Source organism: Pelotomaculum propionicicum, from assembly GCF_004369225.1.
GTDB lineage: Bacteria > Bacillota > Desulfotomaculia > Desulfotomaculales > Pelotomaculaceae > Pelotomaculum_B > Pelotomaculum_B propionicicum.
In genome coordinates this window covers 21,872-34,754 of record NZ_QFFZ01000019.1, presented here as the reverse complement: position 1 = coordinate 34,754, position 12,883 = coordinate 21,872, and the positions used below count along the sequence as shown (strand labels likewise).

Annotated in this window: 12 protein-coding genes; 7 read left to right on the top strand and 5 right to left on the bottom strand. The window is 47.5% G+C overall.

Annotation, left to right across the window (positions count from 1 at the left end; all coding sequences use genetic code 11):
- Positions 1-238: 238 nt before the first annotated feature.
- Positions 239-3,463, bottom strand: coding sequence for a carbamoyl-phosphate synthase large subunit (gene carB, locus Pmgp_RS09930; RefSeq protein WP_134213829.1), 3,225 nt, complete (start codon positions 3,461-3,463; stop codon positions 239-241).
- Positions 3,464-4,020: 557 nt separating this feature from the next.
- Between carB and Pmgp_RS09925 the strand changes: the two genes are divergently transcribed.
- From Pmgp_RS09925 to Pmgp_RS09915, 3 genes are all read left to right on the top strand, one after another.
- The gene (locus Pmgp_RS09925) at positions 4,021-4,716 is read left to right on the top strand and encodes a CAP domain-containing protein (protein ID WP_192902877.1); all 696 of its coding nucleotides are present in this window, start codon (positions 4,021-4,023) and stop codon (positions 4,714-4,716) included.
- Positions 4,717-4,875: 159 nt separating this feature from the next.
- Positions 4,876-5,382, top strand: coding sequence for a BON domain-containing protein (locus tag Pmgp_RS09920; protein WP_134213827.1), 507 nt, complete (start codon positions 4,876-4,878; stop codon positions 5,380-5,382).
- A 72-nt stretch (positions 5,383-5,454) separates the two neighbouring features.
- Positions 5,455-5,832, top strand: a complete 378-nt coding sequence (locus Pmgp_RS09915) for a hypothetical protein (protein WP_153189203.1) — start codon at positions 5,455-5,457, stop codon at positions 5,830-5,832.
- A gap of 77 nt (positions 5,833-5,909) precedes the next feature.
- On the opposite strand, the gene Pmgp_RS09910 is transcribed toward Pmgp_RS09915, so the two are convergent.
- The 4 genes from Pmgp_RS09910 to Pmgp_RS09890 form a co-directional block, all read right to left on the bottom strand.
- Entirely contained in the window at positions 5,910-6,317 is a 408-nt protein-coding gene (locus Pmgp_RS09910) for a hypothetical protein (protein ID WP_134213825.1), read from the bottom strand.
- A 123-nt stretch (positions 6,318-6,440) separates the two neighbouring features.
- Positions 6,441-7,658 (bottom strand): 6-phosphofructokinase, encoded by a 1,218-nt coding sequence (locus Pmgp_RS09900; protein WP_134213824.1) that lies wholly within the window; start codon positions 7,656-7,658, stop codon positions 6,441-6,443.
- A 276-nt stretch (positions 7,659-7,934) separates the two neighbouring features.
- Positions 7,935-8,240 (bottom strand): type II toxin-antitoxin system RelE/ParE family toxin, encoded by a 306-nt coding sequence (locus Pmgp_RS09895; RefSeq protein WP_134213823.1) that lies wholly within the window; start codon positions 8,238-8,240, stop codon positions 7,935-7,937.
- A complete protein-coding gene (locus tag Pmgp_RS09890; RefSeq protein ID WP_134213822.1) occupies positions 8,221-8,496 on the bottom strand; it encodes a type II toxin-antitoxin system Phd/YefM family antitoxin in 276 nt (91 codons plus the stop codon). The genes Pmgp_RS09895 and Pmgp_RS09890 overlap by 20 nt, the downstream gene beginning before the upstream one ends.
- Before the next feature lie 263 nt (positions 8,497-8,759).
- Between Pmgp_RS09890 and Pmgp_RS09885 the strand changes: the two genes are divergently transcribed.
- Genes Pmgp_RS09885 through Pmgp_RS09870 form a run of 4 tightly spaced genes read left to right on the top strand, consistent with a single transcriptional unit; the run spans position 8,760 to position 12,866 of the window.
- Complete coding sequence (locus Pmgp_RS09885) at positions 8,760-9,887, top strand: efflux RND transporter periplasmic adaptor subunit (protein ID WP_134213821.1); 1,128 nt, start codon at positions 8,760-8,762, stop codon at positions 9,885-9,887.
- A gap of 39 nt (positions 9,888-9,926) precedes the next feature.
- Positions 9,927-10,622, top strand: coding sequence for an HlyD family secretion protein (locus Pmgp_RS09880; protein ID WP_134213820.1), 696 nt, complete (start codon positions 9,927-9,929; stop codon positions 10,620-10,622).
- 9 nt (positions 10,623-10,631) lie between these two features.
- Complete coding sequence (locus Pmgp_RS09875; RefSeq protein WP_134213819.1) at positions 10,632-12,230, top strand: DHA2 family efflux MFS transporter permease subunit; 1,599 nt, start codon at positions 10,632-10,634, stop codon at positions 12,228-12,230.
- A gap of 51 nt (positions 12,231-12,281) precedes the next feature.
- A complete protein-coding gene (locus Pmgp_RS09870; protein WP_134213818.1) occupies positions 12,282-12,866 on the top strand; it encodes a TetR/AcrR family transcriptional regulator in 585 nt (194 codons plus the stop codon).
- The last annotated feature ends 17 nt before the right edge of the window (positions 12,867-12,883 follow it).

Genomic DNA, 12,883 nt, shown 5'->3' with positions numbered 1-12,883 from the left:
CTCTACGTATAGCTTACAGGAGAACCGGGAAATTGTCTAACCCTGTTTAAGTAGCGCAAACTATCTAAAACATTCAATTTTTTATCAAAAAAGAAGGGAAATTTTCAGCGGCATTTAGTCAACTTTTTGCTGAAATATATAGAAAAATTTCATGCTCGTCATAGTAACCTGACGAGCATGAAACCCCTTTAGGGAAGCAATCAATTTTGAAATTCTTCCCTGGATATCTTTTTCAACCCTATTCAGTAATATCCGCGTGATACTCCTGCAGGGATTTTACATTGGCTTTCTTAAAAGCATTTTCTTGATAGGCCGCTATACCTCTGGCGCTGGCCAGGGCCGCCGCCAGTGTGGTGATGTACGGGACTTTATTTTTAATGGCTGTTTTGCGGATATAAGAGTCATCATGCTGGCTGCGTTTCCCGGTTGGGGTGTTAACGACCAGATTAATCTCATTGTTGGTAATGCCGTCGACGATATTGGGGCGGCCTTCATACAATTTTTTGATCTTTTCAGATGCTACCCCGTTTTCTTTCAGAAAACTGTGGGTCCCCGCCGTCGCCTTTATTTTGAAGCCCAACTTGGCGAATTCCCTGGCTGCTTCCAGCAAGGCCGGCTTATCCTGATCGGGTACACTGAGCAGGACTGTGCCGGATGTGGGGAGAGTGGTCTGGGTTGCCTCCTGTGCCTTATAATAGGCCAGGCCGAATGAATCGGCAATTCCCAAAACTTCACCGGTGGAACGCATCTCCGGTCCCAGCACCGGGTCGACTTCCTGGAACATATTAAACGGGAAGACCGCCTCTTTTACCCCGTAATGCGGGATTTTTCTTGAAACCAAACTTTTGACAGATGAACTTTTACCTGTTTCTGCAGCCAGCATGATTTCTGTAGCAATCCGGGCCATTGAAACGTTGCAGACTTTTGACACCAGGGGGACGGTCCGTGAAGCCCGCGGGTTGGCTTCCAGCACGTAAACCCTGTCATCGGCGATGGCGTACTGCATGTTCATCAGCCCCACCACGTTCAACTCCCCGGCAATCTTCTTGGTATATTCCACAATGGTTTTAATATGCCGGTCAGGAATGCTGATCGGCGGAATCACGCAGGCTGAATCTCCGGAGTGGATGCCCGCCAGTTCAATATGCTCCATAACCGCCGGCACAAAAGCGTCAGACCCGTCGGCGATGGCGTCCGCCTCTGCTTCAACGGCATTGGTCAGGAAGCGGTCGATCAGGATCGGCCTTTCCGGCGTGACGCCTACCGCGGCGGCCACGTACTGCCGGAGCATTTCCTCATCGTAAACCACTTCCATGCCGCGGCCGCCCAGAACATATGAAGGGCGAACCATTAGAGGATAGCCGATACGGTTGGCGATATCCAGTGCTTCTTCAATATTTACCGCCATACCGGACTCCGGCATGGGAATACCAAGCTGGTTCATGATTTGGCGGAACCGGTCACGGTCTTCAGCCAGGTCGATCGTTTCAGGTGTCGTACCGAGTATTCTAACACCGGCCTGGGCCAGTTCGGCGGCGATATTCAGAGGAGTCTGGCCTCCGAACTGGACAATTACCCCCAGCGGCTTTTCCTTTTCATAGATGCTTAAAACGTCTTCGACTGTGAGCGGTTCAAAATACAGCTTGTCCGATGTGTCATAGTCGGTGGAAACCGTTTCAGGGTTGCAGTTGACAATAATAGTTTCGTAGCCCAAATCGCGCAGGGCGAACGCCGTGTGCACGCAGCAGTAGTCGAACTCGATGCCCTGGCCGATCCGGTTCGGACCTCCGCCGAGGATCATCACTTTCTGCCGGTCGCTCGCTGCAGTCTGGTCCGGGGCGTTGTAGGTGGAAAAATAGTAGGCCGCGTTTTCAACACCGCTTACCGGTACAGCTTCCCATCCCTCTACTACCCCTAAAGCCGTCCGGCGCTGACGTATTTCTGTTTCCGGCAGGTTTAACAGCATTGCTAAATAACGGTCGGCAAAACCGTCCTTTTTAGCCTTTATCAGCAGCTCGTCCGGCAGGCGCCGGTTTTTATAGGTCATGATCTCTTCTTCCAGCATTACGAGTTCTTTCATCTGCTGGATGAACCAGGGTTTGATGTGGGTCAGCCGGTATAAGTGTTCAATATCGGCGCCTTTGCGCAGGGCCTCATACATGATAAACTGGCGTTCACTGGACGGCTCGGCCAGCATTGCCAGCAGTTCATCCAGGGAGCGGCGGTTAAAATCTTTCGCGAAACCCAACCCGTAGCGATTAATCTCCAGGGAGCGGATGGCTTTTTGGAAGGCTTCTTTATAGTTTTTACCGATGCTCATCACTTCGCCGACAGCCCGCATCTGTGTCCCCAACTTGTCCAGGGAGCCAGGGAACTTTTCAAAGGCCCAGCGGGAGAATTTAATGACGACATAATCGCCTGAGGGAGTATATTTATCCAGGGTGCCGTCCCGCCAGTAAGGAATTTCGTCCAGGGTCAAGCCGGCCGCCAGCATCGACGAAATCAGGGCGATGGGAAAACCGGTGGCTTTGGAGGCCAAGGCGGAGGAACGTGAGGTGCGGGGGTTAATTTCAATAATAACCACCCGGCCGGTTTTGGGGTCGTGGGCGAACTGAATATTGGTGCCGCCAATAACTTCAATAGCTTCCACAACATCATAGGAATATTTCTGCAGCCGCTTCTGCAGCTCGGGGTCGATTGTCAGCATCGGGGCGGCGCAGTAGGAATCGCCGGTATGCACCCCCATGGCGTCAATATTCTCTATGAAGCAAACGGTAATCATCTGATTTTTAGCGTCCCGTACTACCTCCAGCTCCAGCTCTTCCCAGCCGAGTACCGATTCCTCGATCAGAATTTGTCCCACCAGGCTGGCGGAAATACCGCGGCTGGCAACTGTCCTTAACTCTTCAACGTTGTACACCAGGCCGCCGCCGGTGCCTCCCATGGTGTAGGCGGGGCGGATAACCACAGGGTACCCTAGCTCCAGGGCGATTTTTTCAGCTTCCTCGACACTGTAAGCCGGCTTGCTGCGGGGCATTTCAATGCCCAGCCGGTTCATGGTCTCCTTGAAGGCGATGCGGTCTTCTCCGCGCTCGATGGCGTCAACCTGCACACCGATAACTTTGACCCCGTATTTGTCCAGAACGCCGGCCTTATAAAGCTCCGAACTCAAATTAAGACCTGACTGGCCGCCTAAATTCGGAAGCAGCGCGTCAGGCCTTTCTTTAGCTATAATGTCGGTGAGACTCTTTAGATTTAACGGCTCAATATAAGTTACATCCGCGATACCCGGGTCCGTCATAATAGTGGCCGGATTAGAGTTCACCAGAACAATCTGGTACCCCAGTTTTCGCAGGGCTTTGCAGGCCTGGGTGCCGGAATAGTCAAATTCACAAGCCTGCCCAATCACAATTGGTCCCGATCCAATAATTAAGATTTTGTTGATGTCACTCCGTCGTGGCATGTTATACCTCCTGCTTTACACTATAGAACAAGCAATTATCTCCATTGATAAACTACAGCTTGTCTAAATGAAAATTATATCAAAAAATTTTAAGTTTGTAAGTATTACATTTATAATTAAAATCATGAAATAAAAGAAGGTGAATAAAAGAATAAACATAACAGGGGGCAACTACCACCCCGCCTGTTTTTTTTGTTTTCCGCACCTTACATGGGGATCGCATATTTCTTTGCATCCTGTGCTTGTACAGGAGCCAGGGTGACTTTTGCCTGAACTTTTTTACACATATATAATGGTCAACTGAACATGAGAATTGCCGAATCCCAGAAAACTTTCAACTGGGAACGGGAAACTGTTTTAGACGTGAGAAATGAGACATGAGAAATTAGACGTGAGAAGTGAGAAGTGAGACGTGAGAATACAAGGGATGGTCTTAAGGGTCTACAGACCCAAGAGGAATATTTAAATCCCACGTCCCAAGTCCCACGACCCACGACTAAATTGCTCACGACCCACATCCAAATCAGCCCGGAGGCGTCAGAGAAAGGAGAATGTCTTTGAAAAGCACAGCTCGCGTGATATTTATGACAGCAGCCAGCTTCTTGTTCAGCCTCATGTTGGTTACCGGTATCGCATCTACTGCACATGCCGATACAGCAGGCATGTCAGGCTCATACGGGAATGACGGGATTCAGTATTCCCAACCATATGACGGTATTCAGTATAATTCCAGTAACTACTATTACTCACCTGCTCAGAATTACAGTTACAATTACAGAAACACAGTCAGATACCAGGCGGCGCCAACTCAAAAAACAGCACCGGTAAAATCAGCGCCAGCGGCAACAACCGGTTCAGCAATTTCCGGCCTTACTGCCAAGGAAAGTCAAATGTACAACCTGGTCAACCAGGACCGGATCAATAATGGTCTGGCCCCACTTTCGCTGGATATGAACCTCGTGAACCTGGCCAGGATGAAAAGCCAGGACATGTACCAGAACAACTATTTCAGCCATACCTCTCCAACCTACGGGTCAGCATATCAGATGGAGAAAAACGCCGGTCTGTCCTACAGCATCATGGGCGCTGAAAATATTGCCAAAGCTCCGTCAGTCCAGTATACGGAAAACGCGTTTATGAACAGCTCCGGCCACAGGGCCAACATCCTGAACTCACAGTACAACACGGTTGGTATAGGTATTGTCGACTCACAATCCGGAGTGGTTGTTACCCAGTTGTTTGCTAAAAAATAGGCGCTTATAACTGTAAATATTCAGTGATTTTTTAAGGCACGATGAAAATCGTGCCTTAAATTACGTATTAGTTAGCATAATATTTGTTTAGTATGTCTGTATTTCTCTATTACTTTGGGGACACATTAAATAAACCCCCTAAATTGAAAGGAGAAGTACATGGATAATAAGAACCGCGATAATGAACTGCGCGAGCAAGTCAGGTCATTGCTTGAAGAAGATAAAGATTTACGCGGTTACGCGCTTAATGCAGATGTTGTGGAAGGTGAAGTCCAGCTTCAGGGAATAGTGGATACGCTTAAGGAAAAAGAAAGGGCCGCTGAACTGGTCCGGCAAATCCCCGGCATCAAGGGCGTAGCCAATGCCGTATCCATAAGTACTGACGGAGCTATAACCGACAAAAATGTAACCATGGAGGTTAATGAAGAACTGGCAATGGCTCCAGGTGTTGATCTGCGTCATATTGGGGCAAGCGCAGTTGGCGGCAGCGGAACAGTAGTGCTTAAAGGGAGGACTGATGATCCCGCTGAAATAGAAGCCGCCCGGGAAGCTGCTTCCAAAGCCCGTGGTGTGACAAGAGTATTGAGTCAAGTCAAAATCGGTGAAGAAGAGCCAAGCTTGGAGGATATTTTCCACAGCCAGGTGAATAACGATAAGGAAGAATAGACATTTACCCTTATTAATCCTGGCCTATAATTAGTTAAAGCATGTCCGGTTTACAGTGACGCTGAAAGCTAGGTGTTAAGGACTTCAGATAAGGACTGGGTGTATTATTCGGTCGGTGACGTCAGCGGTGAAAATGGTGTCATCTCCTGGCTGGATGAGTATTACCTGCCCTGTCTTCCCTACCCCAGCAACTCGGTTTGGGAATTCAGCTATTTTGAGAATCCCGGCGCGATGAATGCCCTGGCTGCTTTGTCTCAATTGTACGCTAACCTTTATGGGGCAAACAGAGCCGGGCTGCCTGCCAGAGTAAGGGATTTTATCGACCTGGTTGTCAACAATGATGAAGGCGTTTTATATGAAAAAGCAAAGCAATTGAATTCAATCATAGGCGGCCGGGTTTCCGTCCTCCCGCCAAAAAGCGCGAGCTGCTGCCAAAATTTTTTGAAATAAAGAAGCAGAGCCGGCTGCCTGTCTATATCTATTTGATCCAGCGGCTATAAACCAAGAAAGAATGATTTCAAAATATTTTAAGACAGCTTGTGTTTTTTGCGGTTGTACAACCTTTTGACAAGGTATACGGCGCCGATAACTATTAAATAAACAACAAATAAGACTATAAAGCCCCACAAGCCTGAAACAATATCTGCAAATTCCATATTGCCTCTGCCGGTAATTTTCTGCTCTATTTCCAGGCCGAACACAAGCACTGTTAAAAATATAAATGTAAAAATAAATGATATGGAAGATATGGACCACTTGGCTAAACGCCTGAAGATTTTATCAGCAACCAGGAACAGGACTAGGCCTATTACTCCGATAGTCCAGAAATGCAGTCCCTTGTCCGTTAAACTAAGGCCCATGGCGCTTGATATATAAATAATAAAATCATGTATGTTGTTGATTAAACCTGCTGATACTTTAAGCGCTTTTTCCATATTATGTGGTGTGCCGTTTCTTCATCAGGCGCCGCCAGGCTCTGGGCGGATTCGGACGGTCAGAGCCGAAATGGCTGGATGCAAGTGAAAGAATCTCAAAACAACCCCTTTCCCGCTTATTATTTAATCATTATTAAACAGTTTAGGCACTTTGGGAGCCCGCACCCAGGAAGGCTGGGGCAGACCGGAGCCTAACAGAGGCCTGACGTAAAACTTAAAGGCGTCCGTGACATGATTTCCCGCGCTGTTGATGAATTCATCGGGCATAACTCTGGTCTGCGCGGCAATATCCTCAAACCGGTCCAATACATAATCAACTGAATAGTTGCCGGTCCGCCTGATGGTGACCGAGCCGTCCACATCATTCCACATCGCCATCTGGACAGCCCGCTCTCCGACTTCCCTGGCCTCATGCTGATCAATGTCGGACACGCAGCCGAAGAAAGAACGCTGCAGGTAGCCGAAGGTGTCGCTGCGCACCCGGGCAATGTTCAGCTTTGCTCTGATCTGATCCGCTAACAAGTCTCCCAGGGAACTGGTGCCGGAAAGCTGCACGTTGCCGTGCGCATCCTTCTCGCTTTCCCTCAGCTTTGTGACAATAGGCGCCCCGGAAGCGTCCCTGATCCCTTCCGAAACGGCGATTATACAGATCCCGTACCTGTCATAGACCTCTTTCACATCCAGGAGGAACTGCTCCATGCTGAAGGTCCTTTCCGGCAGGTAGATAAGGTGAGGCCCGTCGCCGTCATATTTTCTGGCAATGGCCGAAGACGCGGTCAAAAACCCGGCATGCCGGCCCATGACCACGCCGATATATACCCCGTTTAGAGCCCTGACATCCAGGTTAACCCCCATAAAAGCCTGGGTGACAAACCTGGCCGCCGAACCAAAGCCGGGAGTATGGTCATTCAACATCAGGTCATTGTCGATAGTTTTAGGCACATGGATTACCCGCAAATCATATTTGGCCAGCTCGGCTTCTTCATTAACAATACGGGCTGTATCCGCGGAATCATTGCCGCCTATGTAAAAGAAATACCGGATGTCGTGGGCTTTTAGGACTTTAAATATTTCGTGACAATACTTGCTGTCCGGTTTTATCCTGGTGGACAATAAAGCCGAGGACGGGGTTAAGGCCACCTGTTCCAAATTGTGGGTGGTTTCCTGGGTCAGGTCGAGTAAATCCTCATTTACTATCCCCTCTACTCCTCTTAAGGCCCCATATACTCTGGACACCTGGGTATACTTTCTGGCTTCCAGAACTATCCCGGCCAGGGTCTGATTTATTACTGCGGTCGGCCCCCCGCTTTGGGCTATCAAAACCTTACCATTAGTCGCCATTACGATCCTCCGTTAATTGATGTTGTTTATTTTTTAAATCTTATGTTTAAAGAAAATAGAAATTACCAATTAAGTATTTTCATCATCTTTCGCTGCATTTCCTTCCAAGACAGCAGAAATAATCCAACAAAAACAACAAATCCCGAACAGTTATTGTTCAGGATTAGCAGACGGAGCCCAAAGGCTCCAAATTTTTATAAAGTACCCCCTGCAAACATTTGTTCCTAGGGATATTATATCAAACATGTGTTCCCTGGTTATATCCCTTATAATCCACTAAAGTAAGAATTTATAGTCTCTTTTCCCGCTTATAATGCGACGGATTTCTACCGTCTCGTTGTCCGGCAGGACGTAAAACACCAGGTAACTATCGACTATCAAAATACGATATCCTTTCCGGATTAATCTTCGATTTTTCGGTATAGCGCCACTCAGCGGGAAGTCTTCAAGCTTTAAAATGCTCTGCTCGATGCTTCCAGCCAGCTTAAGTGCGGCAGCTGGGTTGTCATTTGAGATATAATCAACAATTTCGGCCAGATCTTTCTCTGCCGCCTCAGTGATACTAATCAGACGCTTTGGCATGGATGCGGCTCCTTAAATCTGCCATAACCTCTCGGAACAGGCGGCGTTTTCCGACACGGCTTTGTTCTTCGGCCTCGTCCAGTTTATCATAAAGGTCTAATAGGGCTTGCTGTTCCTCAAAAAGCTGCTGGCTCATGATCACTAAGTGACCGTTACCGTTCTTGGTGATAAAAACCGGCTTTTGCTCTTTGATGCAGATTTCTTCAATCTCAGGGGTCTTGTTCCGCAAATCGGAAACAGGACGAATTACTGGCATATCGCTCACCTCATAATTAATCATTTATCAATATTATATCATAATTTTGACAAATAAGCCTATGAAAAATAAAAACCTCACCCCGGGTAATTCGATCTGGTAGATAACAAACCTAGGGCGTTGGTAAGTTTTATCAAATTTTTATTGTAAATATTACTAATTGGTATTATAATAACCAAGTGAAAAACAAAAACACCCAATTGTTTTTGTTGTTGTGCAGGTTGGGGTTGCATTAAGAGATTGTGGGATAAAGGAGACAGAGAATGAACAAACGTAAATACTACATAATCGCCATTATTTGTTTGGTATTGGTAATTATTGGTTCGGCTTTTTACATAATATCGGGTGAAAGAAAAGGGTCAGGGGTCTATGTCACAACCGCCCGGGCGGAAATAAGCGGCGGCAACGAAACACCGGCGCTAAGCGGTAAACTGGAAGTTCAGCAGTCTGCCAATGTGGTCTCCAAAATAACCGGCAGGGTGGGATCCGTAAATATTGATATAGGCAGCCGGGTAAAAGCCGGTGATGTTTTAGTAACCCTGGATGCCAACGAGCTGGCGGCAAGTGTTAACCAGGCCGAGGCCGCGGTGGGAGTGGCGCGCTACAATTATGACGCGGCCCAGATTGACTACGAAACCGCTAAACTGTACTACGAGCGTAACAAAATCTTATATGAGCAGGGCGCCATATCCCAGGTAGTATTTGAAAATACCTATGCTCAACCGTTTAAGAAGGCCGAACATTATGCTAAATACGGCGCCGACGCCGCCCTGCAGGCGGCAGTTGCCGCTTTGGACCTCGCCCGCGCCAATTACGCCAACAGCATCATCACTTCACCCATAGACGGCATAGTTACTGCCAAAAACATCAACCCGGGAGAACTGGCCACTACCAGTGTTACTCTGGTAACGGTAGTAAACCTGGATAAAGTTTTTCTTCAAACGGCAGTGGATGAGAGTTACATAAACAAATTAAAGGAAGGCGACACCCTGCCGGTTAAGGTTGCTGCCGTTTCTGATCAGCCTTTCACTGGGGTCATCTCTAATATCTCTCAGGCCGCCAGCACATCCAGCAAAGGATTCACGGTGAAAGTGTTAATTGAGAATGCTGAACACCTACTTAAGCCGGGCATGTTTGCAGAAGCCTCGCTCAGCGCAATTGACCGATCTGAACTAATGATACCGAAGAGCGCGGTAATAAATGAAGGCGGGCACAGCTACGTTTGGGTCGTAGAAAACGGAACGGTATCGAAAAGGGAAGTGGTAAAAGGAACATCCAGCGCAGTAAAAACCGGCATTAAAGCAGGCCTCAAGGAAGGCCAGGAAGTGGCTACATCAGGGCTGGAGCAGTTAAAAGAGGGTATGCGGGTAAATATAATGAGCGTTGAATAATCAAACAGTTTATCAAATAGTTGAGGAGAGTAACCATCAATGGAAGCAAAACAGGAAGCAGTACAGGAAAACAAAGCAGGAAACAAAAAACTTATGATGGTCTTGATTTTAATCGCTGGAATTTTGACCATTCTTGGAGTTACCGCTTATTACTGGTATATGTCCTCTCATTACGTAAGATCGGATGACGCCCGGGTGGATGCCGCCATGGTCAGTGTAAGCCCGCAAATGGCAGGCCGGATCGCAGAAATATACGTATCCGAGGGAGACACAGTCAGCCAGGGCGCTCTGATTGCCCGCCAGATGGACTTGACCCTGGCTTCAGGAACCAACCTGGATATGGCGGTTATTAAGTCTCCGGTAAGCGGAACCGTGATCAGGAAGATCGGCAATGTCGGTGAAACAGGCATCGCCGGGCAGCCCATCGTCTACGTGTCAGATTTGAGCAGCGTGTATATTACCGCCAATGTTAAAGAAACCGAATTGGCAAAAGTTAAACCAGGCCAACTTGTCGATTTTACTATTGACGCTTTCCCCAAAGTCAAGTTCTCCGGACAGGTAAGTTCCATCGTTAATGCCACAACTTCCTCCTTTTCCCTGCTGGGTTCTTCCAACACGGGCGGCAACTACACCAAAGTCGTGCAGCGCATCCCGGTCAAGATAACCATAAACAACCTGCAAGGCTGCGTACTGATGCCGGGGATGAACGCCTATGTAAAAATTCATATCAAATAGGGGGAGGACATGGAAGAAACAAACACCGCTAAAGTTCCCTGGCTAACTTTATTTGCCCTGATATTAGGGGTATTTGTGTCCGCGTTAGTCGGCAGCAGCATCACTGTAGCTCTCCCCAAAATGATGGCGGTATTCGGAGTGGACGCTGCTTCAATACAGTGGGTGGTGACCGCTTACACTCTGGTTTCCGGTGTAGTAGTGCCGGTAAGCGGGTATCTTTGCGACCGCTTCGGCGCGAAGAGCACTTTATTATTCTCTTTAATTGTTTTTACCCTGGGATGCGTCCTTTGTTCTTTTGCCTGGAACAACAACTCACTGATAGTTTTTCGCATAATCCAGGCTGTCGGCGGGGGATTAATAATACCGGTGGTCATGACGGTACAATATCTTATTGTACCAAGGGAAAAAATAGGCCTGGCCATGGGTGTATTCGGTATCGCGGTGATGGTAGCGCCGGCAATAGGACCGACCTTGGGGGGAATTCTTGTCGATATACTAAACTGGCAATGGATTTTTATCATTAACATTCCCGTCGGAGTCGCTTCTATTTTAATGGTTTTTGTCTTGCTTGAGGAAACACCGCGGCGAAAAGATAAAAGGTTGGATGTTCCCGGGGTAATCCTGTGCTCGGCAGCATGCTTTGCACTGCTGCTGGCTCTCAGCCAGGGACAGAAGGAAGGCTGGACATCCTTATACATAGTCAATCTGATTATCGCAGCCGGGTTTGGTTTCGTTCTGTTCGTTATATGGGAGTCCATATTCCCGGAACCTCTTTTAGATTTAAGGCTCCTGAACAACCGGACTATGGTTTTTAGCCTCACTGCTGTTTCACTCTTTACCATAGGTTTGTACTCCGGATTGTTCCTGATGCCGCTTTACGCCCAGAATATTATGGGTTATACATCTACACAGACCGGGATGCTGCTTTTGCCGCAGGCCCTGGCAATGGCGGCGATGATGCCGGTTTCGGGCTTGTTATTTGACAAGTTCGGCGCCCGGGTAATAGGGTTAATCGGCGTCGGACTCACAGCCTATTATACTTACCAGTTACACACCCTGACAGCCGGTATCAGTTTTGGGGAAATAAACTGGATCCTGGTCAAACGGGCTGTTGGCATGGGGCTGGTCGTCGGGCCGCTGATGACAGTGGGGATGAATACTATTCCCAAACATATGACGTCTCAGGGGTCTGCCTTAAGCAATCTTTTCCGTCAAATTGCCGCCTCCATCGGCATTCCCATACTGGTTTCGATAATGACCACCCGCCAGGTCTATCATACCGCCTGGCTGGCAGATACCGTTAACTGGAGTAACCCGGCGGCGGTTAGTGCAATAAAGAAACTGGCGGGGGTATTATACATCACAGGCGTGAAGGTTCAGGCGCCATATTCTACAGCGGCGGCTCTCAGCATCCTTGCCGGGCTGAATAGCAAAGAGGCGTTTATCTGCGGTATACAAGATGCTTTCATCTTTGCCGGAATTATCACCGCTTTGGGAATTCCCCTATGTATGTTTTTGAGCAAGAAGGCGGAAGAAGAAGAAACATGGAAACAAAAAGCTCGTTTTCCTGCCCCGGTCCCCACTGATAACGAACACCCGGCAGGCTAATCCCTGTATATGATAGAATTATAGAAAACAAGACTCAATTTGAGGGGCTTGATGATGGAAGATAACAGCCGCGCCAGAATTGTGGCAGAAACAATGAAGCTCTTTAATTATCGCGGTTACAAGAGTGTGACCATGCGTGAAATCGCCAATCACCTGGGGATAAGCAGCAGGACCTTGTATAATCTTTTTCCTAGTAAAGAAGATATAGCCGAAGAAGTCATTTCCCTGCTGTCTCAAAATGTCAATGAGGGAATTTTACAGGTAAGAAACTCTAAATCAGATCCCGTATCAAAATTAAGGCAGGTAATTTATCTTGTAAAAAATGAACTAATAGCAATAAACCCATTATTAATCAGAGATATAAGTCTTTACGTTCCCAACCTGAATCAAAGAATACTAAACAGGCGGGACGAATTTGTTCAATTAATTGAAGATTACATCAAACAAGGCCAGGCTGCCGGCCTTATTAAAAAGGAAATTAACCCGGAATTGGCGGCGCACACCTATATAGGCATGTTAAGAGCGCTTATTAATACCCAAAATGATGATATGCACGGCTATTCAAAAGAAGAAGTGTTTGACTTTCTTATTTGCATATTCTTTACCGGAATATGTGAAAACCACACAAGCAAATAGTTGTTACGAGGTGAATT

Excerpts from the sequence above, each read along its gene's own strand:
- Pmgp_RS09880 (WP_134213820.1), top strand. The coding sequence starts at position 9,927 with ATGGAAGCAAAACAGGAAGCAGTACAGGAAAACAAAGCAGGAAACAAA.
- Pmgp_RS09870 (WP_134213818.1), top strand. The coding sequence starts at position 12,282 with ATGATGGAAGATAACAGCCGCGCCAGAATTGTGGCAGAAACAATGAAG.
- carB (WP_134213829.1), bottom strand. The coding sequence starts at position 3,463 with ATGCCACGACGGAGTGACATCAACAAAATCTTAATTATTGGATCGGGA.
- Pmgp_RS09920 (WP_134213827.1), top strand. The coding sequence starts at position 4,876 with ATGGATAATAAGAACCGCGATAATGAACTGCGCGAGCAAGTCAGGTCA.
- Pmgp_RS09890 (WP_134213822.1), bottom strand. The coding sequence starts at position 8,496 with ATGCCAGTAATTCGTCCTGTTTCCGATTTGCGGAACAAGACCCCTGAG.
- Pmgp_RS09910 (WP_134213825.1), bottom strand. The coding sequence starts at position 6,317 with ATGGAAAAAGCGCTTAAAGTATCAGCAGGTTTAATCAACAACATACAT.
- Pmgp_RS09900 (WP_134213824.1), bottom strand. The coding sequence starts at position 7,658 with ATGGCGACTAATGGTAAGGTTTTGATAGCCCAAAGCGGGGGGCCGACC.
- Pmgp_RS09895 (WP_134213823.1), bottom strand. The coding sequence starts at position 8,240 with ATGCCAAAGCGTCTGATTAGTATCACTGAGGCGGCAGAGAAAGATCTG.
- Pmgp_RS09875 (WP_134213819.1), top strand. The coding sequence starts at position 10,632 with ATGGAAGAAACAAACACCGCTAAAGTTCCCTGGCTAACTTTATTTGCC.
- Pmgp_RS09885 (WP_134213821.1), top strand. The coding sequence starts at position 8,760 with ATGAACAAACGTAAATACTACATAATCGCCATTATTTGTTTGGTATTG.